Source organism: Hydrogenophaga palleronii (assembly GCF_031457455.1).
Lineage (GTDB): Bacteria > Pseudomonadota > Gammaproteobacteria > Burkholderiales > Burkholderiaceae_C > Hydrogenophaga > Hydrogenophaga palleronii_A.
This window is the reverse complement of the sequence record NZ_JAVDWU010000018.1, coordinates 28,755-44,317: the sequence shown is the minus strand read 5'-3', so window position 1 is coordinate 44,317 and position 15,563 is coordinate 28,755. Positions and strand designations below refer to the sequence as shown.

General features: G+C 66.1%; 13 protein-coding genes. 4 read left to right on the top strand and 9 right to left on the bottom strand.

All coding sequences use genetic code 11. The features are described 5' to 3' along the window. Nucleotides 1–116: 116 nt before the first annotated feature. From J2W49_RS25480 to J2W49_RS25455, 6 genes are all read right to left on the bottom strand, one after another. Nucleotides 117–1,313 (bottom strand): imelysin family protein, encoded by a 1,197-nt coding sequence (locus J2W49_RS25480; RefSeq protein WP_310322667.1) that lies wholly within the window; start codon nucleotides 1,311–1,313, stop codon nucleotides 117–119. A 186-nt stretch (nucleotides 1,314–1,499) separates the two neighbouring features. Further along, the gene (locus J2W49_RS25475; RefSeq protein WP_310322665.1) at nucleotides 1,500–3,647 is read right to left on the bottom strand and encodes a TonB-dependent siderophore receptor; all 2,148 of its coding nucleotides are present in this window, start codon (nucleotides 3,645–3,647) and stop codon (nucleotides 1,500–1,502) included. A gap of 516 nt (nucleotides 3,648–4,163) precedes the next feature. Continuing rightward, nucleotides 4,164–5,132: a 1-phosphofructokinase family hexose kinase gene (locus J2W49_RS25470; RefSeq protein ID WP_310322660.1), complete on the bottom strand. Its 969-nt coding sequence runs from the start codon at nucleotides 5,130–5,132 to the stop codon at nucleotides 4,164–4,166. A 55-nt stretch (nucleotides 5,133–5,187) separates the two neighbouring features. Further along, on the bottom strand, nucleotides 5,188–5,763 hold the full coding sequence (locus J2W49_RS25465; protein ID WP_310322658.1) for an MOSC domain-containing protein: 576 nt from the start codon (nucleotides 5,761–5,763) through the stop codon (nucleotides 5,188–5,190). Nucleotides 5,764–5,767: 4 nt separating this feature from the next. Continuing rightward, on the bottom strand, nucleotides 5,768–7,165 hold the full coding sequence (locus tag J2W49_RS25460) for an aminopeptidase P N-terminal domain-containing protein (protein WP_310322655.1): 1,398 nt from the start codon (nucleotides 7,163–7,165) through the stop codon (nucleotides 5,768–5,770). A 147-nt stretch (nucleotides 7,166–7,312) separates the two neighbouring features. Further along, on the bottom strand, nucleotides 7,313–8,008 hold the full coding sequence (locus J2W49_RS25455) for a nucleotidyltransferase family protein (protein ID WP_310322745.1): 696 nt from the start codon (nucleotides 8,006–8,008) through the stop codon (nucleotides 7,313–7,315). Nucleotides 8,009–8,334: 326 nt separating this feature from the next. Between J2W49_RS25455 and tkt the strand changes: the two genes are divergently transcribed. The 4 genes from tkt to J2W49_RS25435 all read left to right on the top strand — a co-directional run bounded on the left by tkt (nucleotide 8,335) and on the right by J2W49_RS25435 (nucleotide 13,081). Next, a complete protein-coding gene (gene tkt / locus J2W49_RS25450) occupies nucleotides 8,335–10,419 on the top strand; it encodes a transketolase (protein ID WP_310322653.1) in 2,085 nt (694 codons plus the stop codon). A 54-nt stretch (nucleotides 10,420–10,473) separates the two neighbouring features. Then, entirely contained in the window at nucleotides 10,474–11,472 is a 999-nt protein-coding gene (gene gap / locus J2W49_RS25445; protein WP_310322652.1) for a type I glyceraldehyde-3-phosphate dehydrogenase, read from the top strand. Nucleotides 11,473–11,585: 113 nt separating this feature from the next. After that, nucleotides 11,586–12,188: a TetR/AcrR family transcriptional regulator gene (locus J2W49_RS25440; RefSeq protein ID WP_310322649.1), complete on the top strand. Its 603-nt coding sequence runs from the start codon at nucleotides 11,586–11,588 to the stop codon at nucleotides 12,186–12,188. After that, nucleotides 12,185–13,081 (top strand): alpha/beta hydrolase family protein, encoded by an 897-nt coding sequence (locus J2W49_RS25435; protein ID WP_310322647.1) that lies wholly within the window; start codon nucleotides 12,185–12,187, stop codon nucleotides 13,079–13,081. Before J2W49_RS25440 ends, J2W49_RS25435 begins: the two co-directional genes overlap by 4 nt. 177 nt (nucleotides 13,082–13,258) lie before the next feature. Here the strand turns inward: J2W49_RS25435 and J2W49_RS25430 are convergent, their stop codons facing one another. The 3 genes from J2W49_RS25430 to J2W49_RS25420 all read right to left on the bottom strand — a co-directional run bounded on the left by J2W49_RS25430 (nucleotide 13,259) and on the right by J2W49_RS25420 (nucleotide 15,449). After that, complete coding sequence (locus J2W49_RS25430) at nucleotides 13,259–14,008, bottom strand: SPOR domain-containing protein (protein WP_310322645.1); 750 nt, start codon at nucleotides 14,006–14,008, stop codon at nucleotides 13,259–13,261. Next, nucleotides 14,002–14,814: a biotin--[acetyl-CoA-carboxylase] ligase gene (locus tag J2W49_RS25425; protein WP_310322643.1), complete on the bottom strand. Its 813-nt coding sequence runs from the start codon at nucleotides 14,812–14,814 to the stop codon at nucleotides 14,002–14,004. Before J2W49_RS25425 ends, J2W49_RS25430 begins: the two co-directional genes overlap by 7 nt. Nucleotides 14,815–14,990: 176 nt before the next feature. Beyond that, the gene (locus J2W49_RS25420) at nucleotides 14,991–15,449 is read right to left on the bottom strand and encodes an SET domain-containing protein (protein WP_310322742.1); all 459 of its coding nucleotides are present in this window, start codon (nucleotides 15,447–15,449) and stop codon (nucleotides 14,991–14,993) included. Nucleotides 15,450–15,563: the final 114 nt, after the last annotated feature.

Sequence of the window (15,563 nt, the reverse complement as noted above, 5' to 3'; positions counted from 1 at the left end):
AAGGGGCAGCAAGGGACGGCTCCGCCGGCCCAAGATGCCGTCCCCCCTCGAAGCGCCGAAGGCGCGCTACAGAGGGGGGAAGCCGCGTCAGCGGCGCAGGGGGGAGATCGCAACCTCTACGGCTCCACCAACGTCAGCTTGGTGATGCCCACGGCACCGGCCGACTCCACGAGCAACTTGGATTGTTCGACCAGGCTGGCAATGGTTTTTTCCACGATCGGGCGGCCCGCTGACCCCTGGATGATGGCGCGGTCGAACGGGGCCGGGATGCTCGCGGCGCCCTGGACCGATTCGGCGATCTGCGCCGTCGTCTTCTCGGCCAGAGCGACGTTCTTGGCGGCCACCAGATCACGCACGCCCGGGCCTTGCAGCTGGCTGCCGTCGCGCCGCTGGTACTGGCCCAGCCACACGTTCTGGATGCCCTTGGCGTTGGTCGCCGCGTCGCGGTGGGTGTTGTCGGAGAAGCAAGAGTGTTCGTCTTCCTGGTCCTGGGAGTTCAGCGCCACTTCCATGCGCTCGCCCGCCAGTTCGCCGCGCGAGAGCGAGCCCAGGCCCACAATGATCTTGCGCACCGATTCCTTGCCGCCTTTTTCAAACTTGGCGCGGTAGTTCTTCTTGCCCGGCTCCCAGGCCTTGGTGAGGTAGCTGAGGTCGTCGATCAGCAGACCGGTGGCCACGGTGAGGAACTGGCGGCGGCGGTCGGCGTTGGGTTTCTTGCCGTCCACATAGTCCTCGAAGGAGCGATCGCCCGCGCCGGTTTCGCTCAGGTCCTGGCCCCACAGCAGGAACTCGATGGCATGCCAGCCTGCGGCAATGTTTTCTTCGCCGCCACGCTCGTTGAACGCAACGAGGTTGGCCTTGGTGATCTTGAATTTGGCGTCGTTGATCAGACCGGCATTGGGCTTGCCTTCGACGTAGTCGACATAGGCTTCGTCCAGCGGCCAGGCATTGATCTGGCCTTCTGGACCTTTGTCGTCGTCGATCGGGCCACCGTAGAAGCGGAATGCCTCGGTCTGACCATAAAACTCGCGTGCGTCGAGCCAGGCTTGGCGGGCTTTGTTCAAGCCGTCGGCAGAAGGTGCTGCGACGAAGGTGGCGATGGCGGCCTGCATGTCCTTGGCGGCCGCCAGGGTGTCGCTGTAGTTGGCATGCACCAGCGCGGCGTAGTGCCGAGCCACGGCCTGGTGGTCAACGGAGGCGGCTGCTGCGGCGGCCTTGGGTGCCTGGCTGGTGGTCTGCGCCTGGGCGACGCCCGGCGAGAGCCATAAGGTGGAAACGCTGAGCACGGCCGCTGCAATGGCATTGAGTTTCATCTGGATGGACTCCTGAAAGTAAATGAGAACGATTCTATTTCAGTATCAATGCAGATGCACGCCATGCCGGGTGGCGTGATGGGCTGGCTGACCGTGCCTTGATCTGGGTCAAGTGTCTTGAGGCGCAGAAACAGCAATGCCCGGCAACGCCAGCCAGGCGTTCCGGGCATTGGGCAGGCCCAGTGATCAGAGCTTGTATTCCAGCGTGAGCGACGCAGTGCGGGGTGTGCCGTAGATGGCGCCGAACTGCACCGTGCGCAGGTACTTCTTGTCAAACACGTTGTTGACGTTCAGGCGCACGGTGGCCTTGTCGTTGAGCTCGTAGGCCGCAAAGGCGTCGACCAGTGCGTAGGCGCCCTGATTGGCCCCAGCCATCTTTTCCACATCGGACTGCCAGCGAACGCCCGAGCCCACACGCAGCTTGGGCAGTGCGGCAACGCGTGTGTCGGCGCGCAGCTTCAGCGTGCGCCGGGGCACCCATTCGTAGATGTCATTGCCATCGGCTCCGGTCAGCTTGAGCGAGGTGAAGCCGGCGGTGACCCGGGTGTCCTTGCCGACACGGCCGGTGGCCTCGATCTCGAAGCCGCGCGCTTTCACGTCCTTGGGTTCGTACCAGTTCTGCTGGGCAACGGGGTCGAAGCCCGCGATGGTGGCCATGCCCTTCTGCTCGGCGCTGAAGACGGCGAAGGTGGTCAGCAGGTTGCGGTCGAGCCATTCGGCCTTGACGCCGACTTCGGCGTTGACGCCTTTCATAGGCTTCAGGAAGGCGCCGTTGACGTCGCGCTGGTCCTGCGCCTGGAAGATGTCGGAGTACGAGGCATAGGCCAGCGCCTCGGGCGTCAGGTCGTAAGTGGCGCCGATGTAGGGGCTGGTCTTCTTGGTGGTTTCGTTGTCGAGGTTGGTGCCACCGCCGTAGATGGGGGTGCCGTCACGCTTGAGGTTGATGGCGTTGACGCCGACGATGCCCTTGAGCTTGTCGGTCAGAGACAGGCGGCCGGCGGCGTACAGGCGGGTGATGGTCTGGTCGCCATCGGCCGCCACCGACTTGGCACCCCAGACCGGCTCGGGATAGACGTCACCGCGGTAGGGGAATGCTGGCATTACCGGGAAGGTGGCACCCGCGTACGACTCGGTCAGGCTCTTCTGCTTGGAGTGGCTGAGTCCGACCACGGTCTCGTGCTGGCGGCCGAAGGCGCCAAAGCGGCCGGTCAGGTTGGCGTCGACCACGTCGCTGCTGGACCGGCTGTCGCTGCGATAGGGCCAACCGAGCAGCCCGGTATTGTCATCGTTGAGGTAGCCGGTCGCGGTGTAGGCATAGAACAGCTTGGTGGCGCCTTTGCCTTCGGTGCGGTTGTAGGTGAACTTGGCTTCCCAGTCGGGCGAGAGATAGTGGGTGTACTCCACGAAGGCGCTCTGCGTGCGGGTGTTCCAGAGCGTCCAGTCCTGTGCGGTGGACGCGGACACATCGAATTCGGCCAGCCTGCCGTCGGCATACGGCAGCGTCAGCGAGCCCCACATCGGCGAGCGCTGTTTGTTGTCCTGGTAGGTCAGGCCCAGGGTCAGCACGCCGTCTTGACCGATCTGGCCTTCGACGATGCCGGAGAAGGCGGTGCGCTTGTTGTTCAGGGCGCGCAGATGCGAATCCTTGTCCTCCTCGACCAGGACCAGGCGACCGGCCCATTTGCCGTCTTGCGTCAACACCTTGTTGTAGTCCAGGGCCGCGCGCTTGAGGCCGAAGGAGCCAACGGTGACGAGCGCCTCGCCACCGTCCTTGTTGGTGGGCCGTTTGCGAACGTAGTTGATGGTGCCGGACGCGTTGCCCACGCCGGTGAGCAGGCCGTTGGCGCCGCGGACCAGTTCGATCTTGTCGAACAGGTAGGTGTCTTGCTGGCCGACGACGAGACCCCAGTCGTTGGTCATGCCCAGGCCGTCGATCTGCGTCAGCATGACCTCGAAGCCGCGCGAACTGTAGGAAGTGCGGTTGGTCTCCCATTCGTCAACGGTGAGGCCGGTGCCGAAGCGCAGCGCGTCGTTGCTGTCGGTCGCGCCGAAGTCGCGCAGGGTTTCTCTGTCGATCGTGCTGATGGACTGGGGCGTGTCCTTGACTTCCATGGGCAGGTTGGTGGCACCCTTGGAAACGCGGTTCTCGCGTCGGGTGGTGATCACGACGGGGGACAGTTCCGGCTCGCTCGAGTTGGTGGCAGGCGGCGTGGCGGCCTCTGTCGCCGGCGCTTGCGCCAGGGCGGACGAATGCGCCCAGAGGCTGGCCATCAAAAGAGCAGAAGCGATGGCCACCGGGCGTTGCCGGGCGATGGAGTGTTGGGGTTTTTTCATGGGGTATGGGGCAATGTCGGGCGCGCGGGTCCGTGCCGCAACGCTTGGGGAGTGGGTAAGGACAGGGGGAGGACAGGCACGATGGCGCCCTGTCGGTGGGTCGTTGGCTGGCGGACGATTGGCTCGAAAAGCCGGTTGCTCGCCCGTTTGGCTGTTTCGAATGATAACGATTATCAGTCGTATTTTGTGAACTTTTTTGTCGCCATCTGATCTGCCGGAACCGGCCAAGACCCGGGAACACGCGACGACGGAACACGCGACGAGATGTGGCCCGTTCCGTGTCGAAAGCCGGGCCATCCATCCCCCTAAAAAGCGCGATGGACTGGGTGTCGGTGAAGCAACGGCGTCAGATACTTGCCTATTCTTTGTTCGAGCCGCTCACGCACGCCCAGCGGGTTGTTGGCATGCCTCGAAACGCGCAAAGATGGGCTGGTTGTTTGCTAGTGCTGATCATTGGCAACAACTTCTTGCTGTTTTTGTGTAAACCAAGTCGCTCCGAGACCTGGGTGGCTAGGCTCAGCCGGGCGTGCGCGTCAGTGCCACGGTGGGTTGCAGGCGCCGCACGTCTGCGGGGTCGCACAGGCCGGTGCCTGCCGACAGCAGGGCCGCCGAGCCGGCTGCCACGCCCCAGGTGAAGGCCTCGGTGAGGGGCCGGTGCTGCTGCAAGGCCCAGACCAGGCCACCCACGAAGCTGTCGCCCGCGCCCACCGCGCTGGCCACTTCAATGGGCAGGGGTTCGGCGACCCACGTGCCCTCGGTTGTGGCCAGCACCGCGCCCAGGTGGCCCAGCGTGAGCGCCACGACCTGGGCCCTGCCGTCGTTCACCAGCGCTGCCGCCGCAGCCTGCCAGGCGGCGGGCTCTTCCAGGGGTTGGCCGGTGAGTTCGCGCAGCTCGCGCAGGTTGGGCTTGATCAGGTACACGCCGTCGTCGAGCGCGGCGGCCAGTGGTGCACCTGCCGTGTCCAGCACCAGACGCGCGCCGCGCGCGCGGCACAGGCGGGCGAGCCGCGCGTAAAAGTGCATGGGCACCCCGGGCGGCAGACTGCCGCTGGCCACCAGCACATCGGGGAAAGGATCCAGCGCCTGCAGGTGGTCCAGCGTGGCCTGCCATTCCTCGGCGCTCAGTGTGGGGCCTGGCATCACGAACCGGAACTCCGCGCCGGAGCTGCTTTCGTGCACGGTGAAGCTGATGCGCGTGTCGTTCACTATGGGCAGCAGGGTGGCCGCGAGGCCTTCCTGCGTCAGCCGGGTGCGCAGCCAGTCGCCGGTGGGGCCACCCGCCAGGCTGAGTAGCGCGGGCGCGCCGCCCAGGCGGGCCAGCACCCGCGCCACGTTGATGCCACCACCGCCCGCGTCGTGCAAGGTGTCGCTGCAGCGCAGCTTGTGCGTGGGCACCACGCGTTCGGTTTCCGTGGCGAGATCGACCGCGGGGTTCATCGTCAGGCACAACACGGAAAGATCGGCAGGGGTGGCGGCTGGGTTCATCCCTGTGTTCTACCGCAAACCCCGCGCAATACCCAGATGGGCGGCGACCGGCGCGTCAGCGCAGGTGCTTGATGCGTTTGGCGGCGAAGGCCTCGCTCACGCGCAGGCCCTGGGTGCCGCGCTGCACGCTGAACGGCTGTCCGGCCTCGATCTGGCCGCTTTGCACCACGGCCATGTAGAAGCCGCTGCAGCCGTGGTCCATCATCAGCCTGCCTGCGTCGCGCAAGCCCATCACCGCGTTGAACTTGAAGCAGGGCTCGCGCGGCGCGGTCACGCGCAAAACGCAGCCCGGGAAGTGCAGTTCATCACCGATCCAGATCCTGGTTTCCAGCAGACCTTCGATCGTCAGGTTTTCGCCCAGGAAGCCGGGAGGCAAGGGGTCGTCGAACAGGTCCACGCCGCGCTCGCGGCGCAGGCGCTGCCACAGCGGCAGGTGTTCGGCGGGGTAGGCGTAGACCGCCTTGTCCAACCCGCCGTGCACGCTCAGGTCGGCCTGCTCGTCGCCTGCCAGGCCCAGCTTCTGTACCACCACCGGGCCAGCCACCGGCTGCTTGCCGATGCCGGAGAGCACCACGCGCCCGGCGGCCTGCAGGGGCCGCACCGCGCCGCAATTGACGCTGAGAACCCGCACCGGCTCAGCCGCGCATCAGCGCTTCGATGTCATCAACCTTCACCGGCACACCGCGCGACATCAGCTCGCAACCCTGCTCGGTAACCAATGCGTCGTCTTCGATGCGGATGCCGATGTTCCAGAACGCCTCGGGCACGCCTTCGCCCGGGCGCACATACAGGCCGGGCTCGATGGTGAGCACCATGCCGGGCCGCAGCACGCGGCTGGGGCGGTCTTTGATGGTTTCACCGCTGAGCGGGTCCTTGCGCTCGTTCACGGTGCCCACCTCGCCAGGCTCCACGTAGCTGCCGCAGTCGTGCACATCCAGCCCCAGCCAGTGGCCGGTGCGGTGCATGTAGAACGGAAAGTACGCGCGGTTGGCGATCACGTCCTGCGCGCTGCCCACCTTGTTCGCATCCAGCAGACCCACATCCAGCAAGCCCTGCGCCAGCACGGCCACGGTGGCCTCATGGGGATCGTTGAAGCGTGCGCCGGCTTTGGTGGCTGCCACGGCGGCATCCTGGCTGGCCAGTACCAGCTCGTACAGCGTGCGCTGCGGGCCGGTGAACCTGCCGTTGGCAGGAAAAGTGCGAGTGATGTCGCTGGCATAACCGTCGAGCTCGCAGCCCGCGTCAATCAACACCAGCTCGCCGTCGCGCACCGGTGCGCTGCCCGCGCTGTAATGCAGCACACAGGCATTCGCCCCGGCGGCCACGATGCTGCCGTAGGCCGGGTACTGCGAGCCGTGCTGGCGGAATTCGTGCAGCAGCTCGGCGTCCAGGTGGTGCTCGCGCACATCCTGCCCGGCGCGCAGCATGGCCGCGCTGCGCTGCATGGCGCGGATGTGGGCGCGCGCGCTGATTTCGCCTGCGCGCCGCATGGTCGCGATCTCATGCGCGTCCTTGAGCAGCCGCATCTCGTCCAGCAGGCTGCACAGGTCGCGCTGGGTGTCAGGGCACAGGGCACCATAGCGCACCCGCGCACGCACCTTGCGCAGCCAGCCGTCGACCTGGGCTTCAAGTCCGCTGTGGGTGGCAAAGGGGTACCACACCGTGGCGCGGTTCTCCAGCAGCTTGGGCAGCTTTTCTCCCAGTACCTGCACCGAAAACGCTTCGTTTACGCCCAGCACCTCCGGTGCTGCGTCTGGCCCCAGTCGATAACCATCCCAGATCTCGCGCTCGGCGTCCTTGGGCTGGCAGAACAGCGTGCTCGTGCCCTCTGCCGTGACGATCAGCCACGCATTCGGCTCGGTGAAGCCGGTCAGGTAGTAGAAGTAGCTGTCAAAACGGTAGAGGTAGCCGGTGTCGCGGTTGCGCAGGTGCTCTGGCGCGGTCGGCACGATGGCGATGCCGCCTGAGCCCAGTTGGGCGGCCAGCCGGGCACGGCGCCCGGCGTACAGGGAGGTGTGGGGGGTGGTGTCCATGGACAACATTGTCGGCTTTTTGATGCAACCCCGCATGTCACCGCGACGGCGCGAATATGTCCAGAGCACCCGCGGAGCCGGCTCTGCCGGTCCGCCAGGTGCGCCCCTTGGGGGTGACGCCGTAGGCGGCGCGGGGGGAGATGAGATTCACCCCAATTCCCTTAGCCGCTCGGGCGTGCCCACATCGGTCCAGGCGCCGGTATACAGCTCGGCACTCACCAGCCCGGCGGCCATCGCCTGACGCAGCAAGGGCGCCAGAGGCTCTGCCGTGCCCTGCGGGTTGCCGGGCACGATGCTGCACCAGGGTGCCTCAAACAAGGTTCGCCGGTACAGGCCCACCGTGCTGTAGGTGTACCGAACGGGCGCCTGGTCCAGGGCCAGGCCCTGTGCGGTCAGGCCGAAGTCACCGTGCGGGTTGTGGGTCGGGTTGGGCACGAGCCAGAGATGGGCCAGCATGCCACCGGCCACAAAGCGGTCCACGCTGGCCTGGGTGAAAACAAAGTCCGGCATGTAGACATCCCCGGCCAGCACCCAGAACACCTCGTCCAGCAAGGGAGCCGCGCGCGAGATGCCGCCGGCGGTTTCCAGCGCGTAGCCGAAGTCCTGGCCTTCGTCCGAGGTGGCCACTTCGGTGCCGGGGTGGGCAGCCTGCCAGTCGGCACAGAAAGCATCGATCTGTTCGCCCAGCCAGGCCGTGTTGACCACAAAGCGCCGGAAGCCGCCTGCCAGCAAGGCTTCCATGGGCCATTGCATCAGCGGTTGGCCACGCACTGTCAGCAGCGGCTTGGGCGTTTCGTCGGTCAGGGGGCGCATGCGCATGCCCCGGCCTGCCGCCAGGATCATGGCGGGAACGCTGCTGGGTGTGGAGGGTTTCAGGTTCATGCGCATCATGTGGAAATAAAACACCCCACGCCGCTTCCTTCGCGTCACCCCTCAAGGGGGTGGCACTGGCCGTCCGTCCTGAGCTTGTCGAAGGGCGGCCCGGCGGTGCCCCTGGATGGGACCGCTTCATGCGTCGTGGGTCGCGCTCTGCGCGGTGGAGCCACTGGGTTGAATTATGGTCCGCGTCCACAGCTCGCGGGTTGCGCGGGCGCGCACCGATAAAATCAGGGGTTTCGCGCGAACGCCCCACCTCACCCTACCCACCGCTTCCCCCAGCAGCACCCTTCATGTCAGACGCCTCCAGCACCACCAGCACTCCTGTTTCCGCCGCCACGCCAGGCGTGTCCTCCCAGGTCCAGGCCAACGCCATCCGCGCCCTGGCCATGGACGCGGTGCAGGCCGCCAACTCCGGCCACCCGGGCGCGCCCATGGGCATGGCCGACATGGCCGTGGCGCTCTGGGGCCGCCACCTGCGCCACAACCCAACCAACCCCGCCTGGGCCAACCGTGACCGCTTCGTGCTGTCCAACGGACACGGCTCCATGTTGATCTATTCGCTGCTGCATCTCACCGGTTACAAGTTGCCCATCGGCGAGCTGAAGAATTTCCGTCAGCTCGGCAGCAAGACCGCCGGCCACCCTGAGGTCGGCCACACGCCCGGCGTGGAAACCACCACCGGCCCGCTGGGCCAGGGCATCACCAACGCGGTGGGCATGGCGCTGGCCGAGAAGCTGCTGGCTTCCGAGTTCAACCGCGAAGGCCATTCCGTCGTCGACCATCACACCTACGTGTTCCTGGGCGACGGCTGCCTGATGGAAGGCATCAGCCACGAAGCCGTGGCCCTGGCTGGCGCCTGGAAGCTCAACAAGCTCATCGCCCTGTACGACGACAACGGCATCAGCATCGACGGCCAGGTCACGCCCTGGTTCATCGACAACACCGCCCTGCGCTTCACCGCCTGCGGCTGGAACGTGATCGGCCCCATCGACGGCCACGACACCGATGCCGTGGATCGTGCGATCGCCGATGCGAAGAACAAGGCGGATGCGCCCACCCTCATCATCTGCAAGACCCACATCGGCAAGGGAAGCCCCAACCGCGCCAACACCGCCAAGGCCCATGGCGAGCCACTGGGCCTGGAAGAAGTCAAGCTCACGCGCGAGGCCATGGACTGGCCGCACACGCCTTTCACCGTGCCCAAGGAGGTCTATGCCGCCTGGGACGCCAAGGATGCCGGCAAGGCGGCCGAAGCCGAATGGAACGAGCGCTTTGCCGCTTACAAGGCAGCCTTCCCCGAGCTGGCCAAAGAGTTCGTGCGCCGAATGAAGGGCGAGTTGCCGAAGAACTTCGCACAGACCGCGGTGGATGCCGCTGTGGCGGCGCACACCGAAGCCTTGACCGTGGCCAGCCGCAAGGCCAGCCAGCTCGCCCTGGAAACCTTCACCGCCGCGCTGCCCGAACTGCTCGGCGGCAGTGCCGACCTCACCGGCTCCAACCTCACCAACACCAAGGCCACGCCCGCGCTGCGCTTCAACCTGGCCGGCGAGGTGGTGAAGAACGAGGCCGGCCAGGGCGGTCGCCACATCAACTACGGCGTGCGTGAATTCGGCATGGCCGCCATCATGAACGGCGTGGCGCTGCACGGCGGCTTCATCCCCTATGGCGGCACCTTCCTCACTTTCAGCGACTACTCGCGCAACGCCATTCGCATGGCCGCGCTGATGAAGCAGCGCGTGATCCATGTGTTCACCCACGATTCGATTGGTCTGGGCGAAGACGGCCCCACCCACCAGTCCATCGAGCACGCCGCCAGCCTGCGCCTCATTCCGAATCTGGACGTGTGGCGTCCCGCCGACACCGCCGAGACCGCCGTGGCCTGGGCCGTGGCGCTGCAGAATGCCACCCGCCCCACGGCGCTGCTGCTTAGCCGCCAGAACCTGCCCTACGCACCCAAGAACGACCTGGGCCACATCAGCCAGGGCGCTTACGTGCTGGCCGAACCGGCCGAAGTGGGTCTGAAGAAAAAGGCCCAGGCGGTGATCATCGCCACCGGCTCCGAAGTGCAACTGGCACTCAAGGCACAGGATCTGCTGGCCAAGCAACACAGAATAGCCGTGCGCGTGGTCTCCATGCCCAGCACCACCACCTTCGACCGCCAGGACGCCGCCTACAAGGCCAGCGTGCTGCCCAAGGGCCTGCCGCGTGTGGCGGTTGAAATGGGCTCGACCGACGGTTGGTGGAAGTACGGCGTGTCGGCGGTGGTCGGCATTGACACCTACGGCGAATCGGCCCCGGCACCGGTGCTGTTCGAGCACTTCGGCTTCACACCAGAAAACGTGGCGGACACGGTGCGCGCCGTGCTGGCCCGCTGAGGTTTTTCATCCCTTTCCGTTTCATTTTTTCATCCATCCACAGGAGCTGAGGACATGGCTATCAAAGTCGGTATCAACGGTTTCGGCCGCATCGGTCGCAACGTGCTGCGCAGCGCGATCCAGAACTTTTCGGACATCGAGATCGTTGCCATCAACGACCTGCTGGAGCCCGACTACCTGGCCTACATGCTGCAGTACGACAGCGTGCACGGCCGCTTCAAGGGCGACGTCAGCGTCGACGGCAACACCCTGGTGGTCAACGGCAAGAAGATTCGCCTCACGCAAGAGCGCGACCCGGCCAACCTCAAGTGGAACGAAGTCGGCGCCGATGTGGTCATCGAGTCCACCGGCTTGTTCCTGGACAAGGTCACCGCGCAGAAGCACCTGGACGCTGGCGCCAAGAAGGTCATCCTGTCGGCCCCTTCCAAGGACGACACTCCCATGTTCGTCTACGGCGTGAACGACAAGACCTACAAGGGCGAGGCCATCATCTCCAACGCCTCGTGCACCACCAACTGCCTGGCGCCCATTGCCAAGGTGCTCAACGACAAGTGGGGCATCAAGCGCGGCCTGATGACCACGGTGCACGCCGCCACCGCCACGCAGAAGACCGTGGACGGCCCTTCCAACAAGGACTGGCGCGGCGGCCGCGGCATTCTGGAAAACATCATCCCCAGCAGCACCGGCGCGGCCAAGGCCGTGGGCGTGGTGATTCCCGAGCTGAACAAGAAGCTCACCGGCATGAGTTTCCGTGTGCCCACCTCCGACGTGTCGGTGGTCGACCTGACCGTGGAACTCAACAGCGAAGCCACCTACGAAGAGATCTGCGCGGAAATGAAGGCCCAGAGCGAAGGCGCCCTCAAGGGCGTGCTGGGCTACACCACCGACAAGGTGGTGGCCACCGATTTCCGTGGCGACACCCGCACCTCCATCTTCGACGCCGACGCCGGCATCGCACTGGACAAGACCTTCATCAAGGTGGTGAGCTGGTACGACAACGAATGGGGCTACTCCAACAAGTGCCTGGAAATGGTGCGCGTGGTGGCCAAGTAAGCCCTCGCTTCGATCCCCAATAAAAAAAGCGCCTTCGGGCGCTTTTTTATTGTGCGCGCCTGCGCGACACGCATGGCTTGACACTAGACCGACCGGTCTATAGATTGCGACCCATGCCCGATTCCGAAGCACCCAACCCCGGCACCCGCGAGCGCCTGATCGCCGCCATGGCCGACGCCCTGCGCCGCCGCGGCCTGCACGGCATCGGCCTGACCGAACTGCTGGCCCAGGCCGGCGCGCCCAAGGGCGTGCTGTATCACCACTTTCCCGGTGGCAAGACCGAGCTGGCCATCGCAGCCATCGATCAGGTGATGGACCGCATGCTGCTCGGCCTGGACACCCTGCTCACCCGCATCCCTGATCCCATCGAGGCCCTGCGCCACTGGATGACCAGCGCCACCGCCCGCCTGCGTGACACCGGCTTCGAATGCGGTTGCCCGCTGGCCACAGTGGCGCTGGAAACCACGCCAGACGATCCCCTGCTGCGCGCTGCGCTGGACCGGGCCTTTGCCCGCATGCGCGATCGCATTGCGCAGGCGCTGGAACAGGGCGGCGAGCCGCGTGAGTCGGTCCAGGGCCTGGCGGCACTGATCGTCGCGGCCTACGAGGGGGGTCTGCTGCAGGCCCGCGTGGCGCAAAGCACGCAGCCCATCGAACAGGCCACCCACACCTTGCTTTCCCTGCTGACCCTGCGTTCCCAAGGAGCCCGACCATGACCCCTGCCAATGAACACCCGGTGCACACCGAGCGCCTCACACTCACTGCCGACGACGGCTATGAGCTGGTGGCCGTGCGTTACCGCAGCACCGTCAAGCCCCGGGCGCATCTGGTGGTGGGCGGTGCCACCGCGGTGCCGCAAGGTTTCTACAAGCGCTTTGCCGAGCACGCGGCCCGTCGCGGCTTTGACGTGCTGACACTCGACTACAGGGGCATTGGCGCATCGGCGCCCCCCAGCCTCAAGGGTTTCCGCATGGACTACCTCGACTGGGGCCGCCTCGATCTGGCGGCCGGCATCCAGGCCATGCGAACCGAAGGCGTGCCACTGTACGTGGTGGGACACTCCTACGGCGGCCACGCCCTGGGGCTGCTGCCGTGCCCTGAATCGGTCGACGGCGCCTGGACCTTCGCCACCGGCGCTGGCTGGCACGGCTGGATGCCGCCGCTGGAGCGGCTGCGCGTGCTGTTCATGTGGCGCGTGCTGGGTCCGGTGTGGACCCGCATGGCCGGCTATCTCCCCTGGAGCAAACTGGGCATGGGCGAAGACCTGCCGCTGGACGTGTACCGCCAATGGCGCGACTGGTGCCGCTTCCCGCGCTACTTCTTCGATGACCCCCGGATGCAGGCCATCACCCAACGCTTTGACGACGTGCGCTTTCCCATCGTGGCGGTCAATGCCCTGGACGACGCCTGGGCACCACCCGCCTCACGCGACGCCTTCATGGCTGGCTACCGCAACAGCGCCGTGCGCGCCGTCACCATCGACCCGCGCCAGAACCAGCTCGGCGCCATCGGCCACATGGGCTACTTCCGCCCCAAAGCCAAACCCCTGTGGGACGAAGCCCTGGACTGGTTTGAAAGCCTGCCGGGATTGCGCCAAGCCGGGGCGTGATCCACGGCGCATGAGGTGGACCTAGAGGGGACGGCAGAGCCAGCAATCCTCTCCGGCGCGAGATGCCCCAATCCAGGGGCACCGAGGAACCGGCTTCGCCGGGCCTCAGGTGCCGTCCCCCCTCCAAGCCGAAGGCGCCAGAGAGGGGGGAAGCCGCGTCAGCGGCGCAGGGGGGAGTTACTCACAAGCCGTTAACGACTTGCCCGCCAAAGGACCACCCAGACTCTCTACGGCCGAACGTTGTGCCGCCGTGACAGCAGGCAATCGCAGGCTGTAGCTGACGCTTTCCGGTCGCTCCTGGGCCACGCGCGCGGTGCGCACGCCCTTGCGGGTCAGGTCCTGCATGCCCTGCTCGGCCGCCGCCTCGCTGGAGAACGTGCCCAGCGCCAGCCCGGGGCCGAGCGAAGGAATCGAGACCTCGCGGAAATCCACCTTGATGTCCCGCAGTTCGGTCTTCTTGCGGGCCATTTGCTCGCCGTCGAAGCGGCCCATGTAGACCACCCAGCGCCCGGTTGAGCGTACCTCGTTGACCTGCCATGAATTGGCGGGCCACCCGAGCATGCCGAGCGCGGCCCGCAGGCCATCGGCCTGGTTGGCGGTAAAGCCACCCACTTGCCAGCAAGCCGTCTCGGGCGCGGCCACGGCTGCCTGTGGGGCCTCTGCCGGAGGCGGAGTCTGTGCGGGGGTTTGGGCGGCAGGAGCGCTCTGAGTGGCAGGACCCGTAGCGGGCGCCGCAGGAGGCTCCGCGGGCTCGGCGCCTTGTGGACCATTGAGCAGGCGCAGCACCTCGGGCCGGATCTGCGCCTCCAGGCGCTCGGGCTCGTTCTCTACGCGCGGCGCCAAGCCTACCGGATCGAAGTGCCCTTGCGACCACAGGAAGTAACCCACATTGCCCAGCAGCAGCAACCAGATGGCCCATTTCAGCATGGGCGAACACTCACTTCCGAGCTGCTGATGTGGCGCATGCCCTTCGCAGTCAACACCATCAGAGCGCCGTCGGCGTCCACACCGCAGGCCGTGCCCTCGGTCCCGTCCGAGAGGCGCACCGCACGGTCGCGCAAGGCATCGCGCTGGGCGAACCGCTCAGCAAACGCAGCGAATCCGTTGGCGGCAAAGGCCTGGAGGTCGTTCACCAGCGGCACCACCACCCGCTCCAGCGTTTCGCCCGCATCCATGCCCACCAGCACCTCGGCCAGGCCGGCGGGCTCCATGGTCACCAGGGTGGAGGCGAGGTCCGCAGACGGTGCCACCGCAGACGCCATGGGCCGGGCGATGTTGATGCCCACCCCCACGACGACCAGCCGGGGTTGCGGGTTGGGCGCTGTGGGCGTCGCGCCCGAACCGGCGGTTTCCACCAGAATGCCGCCCAGCTTGCGTTCGTGGAGCCAGAGGTCGTTGGGCCACTTCAGTTTCACATCAGGGTGCAGGCTGTTCGCCAGGCTTACCCCCACCGCCAGTGACAGCCCCGACCAGTTCAGCGGCACCATGGGCAAGGCCAATGAAAAGGTCAGGGACTGGCCTGCCCGGCTGTGCCAGTGGCGCCCCAGCCGGCCCCGACCCGCGGTCTGTTCTTCGGCCACCAGCAGCAGCGGTTCCAGCAAACCGTCGCGCGCGCGCCGCATCAACTCACTGTTGGTGGAGTCGATGCTGCGCAGAACCTCCACGGTGAAGCCGGGCGCCGATGGCACCACCGCCTCCCAGATCGCTTCGGCGTGAGCCAGCAGATCAGACATGTCTGGATAAACGCTTAGTAGGGGACATAGAGATTGTGGTCTTCAATAATGCCGGAACACGACCTCGATGCGCGAAGAGGTGCAGTCCAGGGGCACCGCCGGGCCGGCTTTGCCGGACGGCCAGTGCCGCCCCCTTGAGGGGGTGACGCGAAGCGGCGCGGGGGTGTGTGTTTCATTCAACCCAATTTGGACGATCGCCCCGGCCGGCGCGGCGCCAGCAAGGTGCCGCGGCAGGCTTTGGCGCCGCACCAGCACGGATACTGCGCCTTGAGCTGGGCCGTGTAGGGCTCGTCGATCACCAGGCCGTAGTCATAGAACAATTCTTGTCCCGCAGGGATGTTGCGTCGGGCGCGAATGAACACCCGCCCGTCATCCACCTCGGCTTCGCAATTGGGATCGCAACTGTGGTTGATCCAGCGCGACGAGTTGCCGCCGTGCTTGGCGTCGATCACATGCTCTTCGTCGATGTGGAAATAGAACGTGTGGTTCGGGTCGCTGGGGTCGTGAGGATGCCGGCGCAGCGCCTCATTCCAGGTGATGATTTCACCCACGTATTCGATCAGGGTCTCGCCCTCAGCCAGGTCCACCACCGCGTACACCCCCTTGCCGTGCACGCCGGAGCGCCGGGTCTGGATGCGGCGAAGCCCTGCAGCCGGCGCCGCAGTTTCGCCAGAAGGGCGCGATTTGGGCTGGCGGGGGGGCTTGGCGAAACCAGGGGTTTTCGTCACGGGTGGAAATTTTGGTAAGGT

What these genes read in the sequence shown, in the direction of transcription:
- J2W49_RS25460 (WP_310322655.1), bottom strand. Translation starts at nt 7,165, where the DNA reads ATGGACACCACCCCCCACACCTCCCTGTACGCCGGGCGCCGTGCCCGG.
- J2W49_RS25480 (WP_310322667.1), bottom strand. Translation starts at nt 1,313, where the DNA reads ATGAAACTCAATGCCATTGCAGCGGCCGTGCTCAGCGTTTCCACCTTA.
- gap (WP_310322652.1), top strand. Translation starts at nt 10,474, where the DNA reads ATGGCTATCAAAGTCGGTATCAACGGTTTCGGCCGCATCGGTCGCAAC.
- J2W49_RS25455 (WP_310322745.1), bottom strand. Translation starts at nt 8,008, where the DNA reads ATGATCCTGGCGGCAGGCCGGGGCATGCGCATGCGCCCCCTGACCGAC.
- J2W49_RS25440 (WP_310322649.1), top strand. Translation starts at nt 11,586, where the DNA reads ATGCCCGATTCCGAAGCACCCAACCCCGGCACCCGCGAGCGCCTGATC.
- J2W49_RS25475 (WP_310322665.1), bottom strand. Translation starts at nt 3,647, where the DNA reads ATGAAAAAACCCCAACACTCCATCGCCCGGCAACGCCCGGTGGCCATC.
- J2W49_RS25435 (WP_310322647.1), top strand. Translation starts at nt 12,185, where the DNA reads ATGACCCCTGCCAATGAACACCCGGTGCACACCGAGCGCCTCACACTC.
- J2W49_RS25430 (WP_310322645.1), bottom strand. Translation starts at nt 14,008, where the DNA reads ATGCTGAAATGGGCCATCTGGTTGCTGCTGCTGGGCAATGTGGGTTAC.
- tkt (WP_310322653.1), top strand. Translation starts at nt 8,335, where the DNA reads ATGTCAGACGCCTCCAGCACCACCAGCACTCCTGTTTCCGCCGCCACG.
- J2W49_RS25425 (WP_310322643.1), bottom strand. Translation starts at nt 14,814, where the DNA reads ATGTCTGATCTGCTGGCTCACGCCGAAGCGATCTGGGAGGCGGTGGTG.
- J2W49_RS25470 (WP_310322660.1), bottom strand. Translation starts at nt 5,132, where the DNA reads ATGAACCCAGCCGCCACCCCTGCCGATCTTTCCGTGTTGTGCCTGACG.